3 protein-coding genes, 5 tRNA genes and 1 pseudogene are annotated in these 4,300 nt (G+C 65.5%); 1 reads left to right on the top strand and 8 read right to left on the bottom strand.

Features of this window, described 5'->3' with window-relative positions:
* From AC04L7_RS13175 to AC04L7_RS13145, 7 genes and pseudogenes are all read right to left on the bottom strand, one after another.
* A pseudogene (locus AC04L7_RS13175) lies at window positions 1–135 on the bottom strand (ATP-dependent Clp protease proteolytic subunit); the annotation flags it as partial.
* Window positions 136–210: 75 nt separating this feature from the next.
* A complete protein-coding gene (gene tig, locus AC04L7_RS13170; RefSeq protein ID WP_435997713.1) occupies window positions 211–1,503 on the bottom strand; it encodes a trigger factor in 1,293 nt (430 codons plus the stop codon).
* Between the two features lie 238 nt (window positions 1,504–1,741).
* Window positions 1,742–1,827 (bottom strand) — tRNA-Leu (locus AC04L7_RS13165).
* 81 nt (window positions 1,828–1,908) lie between these two features.
* Window positions 1,909–1,984: transfer RNA gene (locus AC04L7_RS13160), tRNA-Lys, on the bottom strand.
* 75 nt (window positions 1,985–2,059) lie between these two features.
* Window positions 2,060–2,136, bottom strand: a tRNA-His gene (locus tag AC04L7_RS13155).
* Between the two features lie 35 nt (window positions 2,137–2,171).
* Window positions 2,172–2,248 (bottom strand) — tRNA-Arg (locus AC04L7_RS13150).
* Between the two features lie 57 nt (window positions 2,249–2,305).
* Window positions 2,306–2,382, bottom strand: a tRNA-Pro gene (locus AC04L7_RS13145).
* A gap of 150 nt (window positions 2,383–2,532) precedes the next feature.
* Here AC04L7_RS13145 and AC04L7_RS13140 point away from each other — a divergent pair.
* Window positions 2,533–3,294, top strand: coding sequence for a Bax inhibitor-1/YccA family protein (locus AC04L7_RS13140; protein ID WP_435997711.1), 762 nt, complete (start codon window positions 2,533–2,535; stop codon window positions 3,292–3,294).
* Window positions 3,295–3,344: 50 nt separating this feature from the next.
* Here the strand turns inward: AC04L7_RS13140 and AC04L7_RS13135 are convergent.
* Window positions 3,345–4,300: Na+/H+ antiporter NhaC family protein (locus AC04L7_RS13135; RefSeq protein ID WP_475513167.1), on the bottom strand; the 956-nt coding region annotated here is incomplete at its 5' end.

Raw genomic sequence — 4,300 nt, 5'->3', positions numbered from 1 at the left:
GTCGTCCACGCCGCCGACCAGGAAGATCACGCGCTCCTTGAGCAGGCGGGAATAGATGTCGTAGGCGCGCTCGCCGCGGCTGGTCTGCTCGACCACCATCGGCACCAGGTTGAGGGCTTGGGTTTGAATGCTCATCGGTTCTCGCGCCTGTCGTTCAAGGGAAGGTCCGGCCTAGGATAGCCGGACCTTCTGGCCGGGCGGGCGCCCGGATCAGTTGCGGATGGCTTCCTGGAAGGAAAGCGCCTGCTCGGTGTGCTGGGCGCGCTCGGCGATCCAGTCGATCACCTGCTCTTCCATCACACGACCCTGCAGACTGTTCATCAGTTGGGGGTCGTTGCGGTACAACTCAATGACCTGCTCCGGCTCCTCGTAGGTCGAGGCGATCAGGCGCAGCGTTTCGTTCAGGCGCTTCGGATCCAGGCGCAGCTGGTTGCGGCGCGCCACTTCGCCCACCAGCAGGCCGACCAGGACGCGCTTGCGGGCGGCGTCCGTGAAGCCCTCGTGGGCATTCTCGGGAATCTGCACCTGCTGGCCCTGGCGGCGCGCCTGCTCGGCGGCCTGCTGGACCATCACGCGCGCTTCGTTCTCGACCAGGCGCGGCGGCATCTCGACGTGCGAATAAGCGGCGATCAGCTGCTCGCCGACCTCGCGACGCAGGCGGGTCATCAGCGCGCCCTTCAGCTCGCGCTCCAGGTTGCTGCGGATGTCGGCGCGGAACTGCTCCACGTCCCCGCCCTTCACGCCGAAGCTGCGGATGAACTCGCGATCGACTTCAGGCAGCACCGACTCGGCCACGTCGGTGACCTTTACGTGCACGTCGACCTGACGGCCGGCCAGCTGCGGCACGCGCCAGTCGGCCGGGAACGTCACGGACACGGTCTTTTCTTCACCCTTCGTGAGTCCCACCAGCGCCTGCTCGATCTCGCCGAACATCACGCCCGAACCGATCAGGGTGGCGCCCTTTTCGGCGCCTTCCGCCGGCATGCGCTCGTCGCCTGCCTGGGACCAGGTTTCGAGCGCCACGCGGTCGCCCTCTTTCGCGCCGCGCTCGACGGCCTGGAAGGTGCGACGCTGCATGCGCAGGTTGTCCACCATCTGGTCGATGTCGGCATCGGTCACTTCGGCCATATTGCGCACCACCTTGAGGGTGGTGACGTCGATGTCGCCGAACTCCGGCACCACTTCGAACGTGGCGACGAAATCCAGTTCACCGTCGCCCTGCTTTTCGATGCGCGGGTTGCCGGCRAGCTGCAGGTCCTGCTCGCGCACTGCATTGTTGAAGGTCTCGCGCAGCAGACCGTCGAGGGCTTCTGCACGCACCTGGTCGCCGTAACGCTGCTCGATGACCTTGGCTGGCACCTTGCCGGGGCGGAAACCCTTGATGCGCGCCGTACGCGACAGCTCGCGCAGGCGGCCACCGATATGGGTGTCCAGGCGCTCCGCYGGCAGGCTGAAGCTCATGCGGCGTTCGAGGTTGCCGACCGATTCGACCGAAACTTGCATACTCACTGACTCCTGCAGCCACGACTAAGCCGGGGCGATGTTGATAATCCGGGACGCCTGGGCCCAGAGCACGAAGCCCTTCCCGGCGGAACTTGCTAGTTTCGCCGATTCCGGGACAGGCTGCCAGCGGTGACGGGCGCCGCGCGGCAGCAGACGCAACCCGGGCGCGCACCCGGGAGGTCGGAAGAAGGCTCGGGGGACCGGCCGTCGGGTCGCCCTGCCTTCAACGGATGGAGCGTGGTGCGAAAGGAGGGACTCGAACCCTCACGGGGGTTACCCGCTGGAACCTAAATCCAGTGCGTCTACCAATTCCGCCACTTTCGCAGTACGTGTCGCATTGTAGCGGCCGGCATGGCGCGACCGACAATAAAAAAACGCCCGGCTTGCGGCCGGGCGTTTCGGGTTTGGTGGGCCGTCAAGGATTCGAACCTTGGACCTATTGATTAAGAGTCAACTGCTCTACCAACTGAGCTAACGGCCCCGAAACATCAGACGCGTAGTGTAACCGCATCGTTTTTTTCTGTGAACCCCCGCGACGCGGACGTCCTGCAATCAATGGGGTGGCTGAGGGGACTCGAACCCCCGACATCTGGAATCACAATCCAGTACTCTAACCAGCTGAGCTACAGCCACCACTGAAACCTGCACCCTGACGGTTCGCACCGCCGTGGCGCGCCCGACAGGACTCGAACCTGTAACCGCCGGCTTAGAAGGCCGGTGCTCTATCCGGTTGAGCTACGGGCGCTCTGTCCGGATTGTCGCATCCCTCACCCTGCCGGAACACAACGACACCGCGTCGGGCTGGTCGGGGTAGAGGGATTCGAACCCCCGACCCTCTGCTCCCAAAGCAGATGCGCTACCAGACTGCGCTATACCCCGACGAGGGTCCCGGCATGGCGCCTGGACGCCAACGAGGTCGCGTATTGTCGGAACCTGTGGCCTTGCTGTCAAACGAAACCTGAAGGTCTTCCGCTTGCGATATGCTCGGCCGCTGGGGACAGATGTCCGGCAACCATAAAGGGAACGACGATGCGCAGCGGCAATCCGGCTTTGAAGGAATCCACCTTCCTCGATCTCGGCAGTGGTGCGGTCGTCTCGCGCGACGGCGAGGCGATGACGCTCAACGGCACCATCAACAAGACGGGCATCCTGCTGTTGCTGACCGTGCTGACGGCGGCGTTCTCCTGGAACCAGGCGCTCGGTACGGACGGCCTGCCCGCCCCCGGTTTCGCGGTGTACATGTGGGGCGGCGCCATCGGCGGCCTGGTGCTGGCGCTGATCACCGTCTTCAAGAAGACCTGGGCGCCCGTCACCGCGCCGCTGTACGCGCTGGTCGAAGGGTTCTTCCTGGGTGCGATCTCCGCGGTCTACAACGCGCAGTTCGGCGGCATCGTGATGCAGGCGGTGATGCTGACGTTCGGCATCCTGTTCGCGCTGCTGTTCGCCTACCGCAGCGGCCTGATCAAGGCCACCGAAAACTTCAAGCTGGGCGTGGTGGCCGCGACCGGCGGCATCGCCCTGGTCTACCTGGCGAGCATCGCGCTGGGATTCTTCGGCATCAAGATCCCGCTGATCCATGAGTCCGGCCTGGTCGGCATCGGCTTCAGCCTGTTCGTCGTCGTCATCGCCTCGCTGAACCTGGTGCTGGATTTCGATTTCATAGAAAGCGGCGTCGAGCAGGGGGCACCGAAGTACATGGAGTGGTACGGCGCCTTCGGCCTTATGGTCACGCTGGTCTGGCTGTACCTGGAACTGCTGCGCCTGCTGTCGAAGCTGCAGTCGCGCGACTGAGCCTCGATGGCCAGAGCGGGAACCGGACGGGGCGCGCAAGCGCCCCGTTTTCATTCGGTGGCGCGTGCCGCGCGGCGCGAGGGCCAGAGGATGAAAGCCAATGCCGATGCCGCAAGCAGCCAGCAGTAGTACACGCTGCCAGCCAGCGCCAGCGGCGACACGGCGGCCAGTGATGCCGCCAGCAGTATCTGCGCGCCATACGGCAGCACGCCCTGGATCACGCACGCGAAGATGTCGAGCACGCTGGCCGCGCGCCGCGGACTGATGCCATGGCGCTGTGCGATGTCCTTCGCCAGGCTGCCGGTGACCAGGATCGCCACGGTGTTGTTCGCCGTCAGCGCGTCCGACCCCGCCGCCAGTGCAGCGATGCTGATTTCGCCCGAGCGGCGCCCCGTGCGGCCGCGCGCGAACCTTGCGATGACCTGCGCCAACCAGTCCAGGCCGCCCGTGACCTTGATCAGCGCAGCCAGACCGCCGATGAGGATCGACAGCAGGGTGATCTCCACCATGCCCTCGAAACCCAGATAGATGTCTCCGGCGAAGGAGACCACGTCGTAGTCTTCGGCCAGCACGAAGCCGAACACGCCCGATGCCACCAAGCCGATGCCGAGCACCAGCACCACGTCCAGGCCCGCCAGCGCCAAGCCGAGCACCAGCACGTAGGGCAGTACCAACCACGGCGACGCGGCGTCCGGCGCTTCCACCGGGGCTGCGTCGCCCAGCGAACCCAAAAGGACGATCGTGGCAATGGCGGCAGGCAGCGCGATCTTGAAGTTCTCGCGGAACTTGTCGCGCATCTCGGCACCCTGGCTCCGGGTCGCCGCGATGGTGGTGTCCGAAATGATCGACAGGTTGTCGCCGAACATGGCGCCCCCCAGCACGGCGCTGACGACCAGCACCCGGTCCAGTCCGGCCGCATCCGCCACGCCCAGCGCAATGGGCACGACCGCCGCCACGGTGCCCATCGACGTGCCGATGGACAGCGACACGAAGGCCGCCACGAGGA

This window comes from Pseudoxanthomonas sp. LjRoot204_2, from assembly GCF_056175765.1.
The sequence above is the reverse complement of the archived record's forward strand: the minus strand, read 5'-3'. Positions and strand labels throughout refer to the sequence as shown.

Excerpts from the sequence above, each read along its gene's own strand:
- AC04L7_RS13140 (WP_435997711.1), top strand. The coding sequence starts at position 2,533 with ATGCGCAGCGGCAATCCGGCTTTGAAGGAATCCACCTTCCTCGATCTC.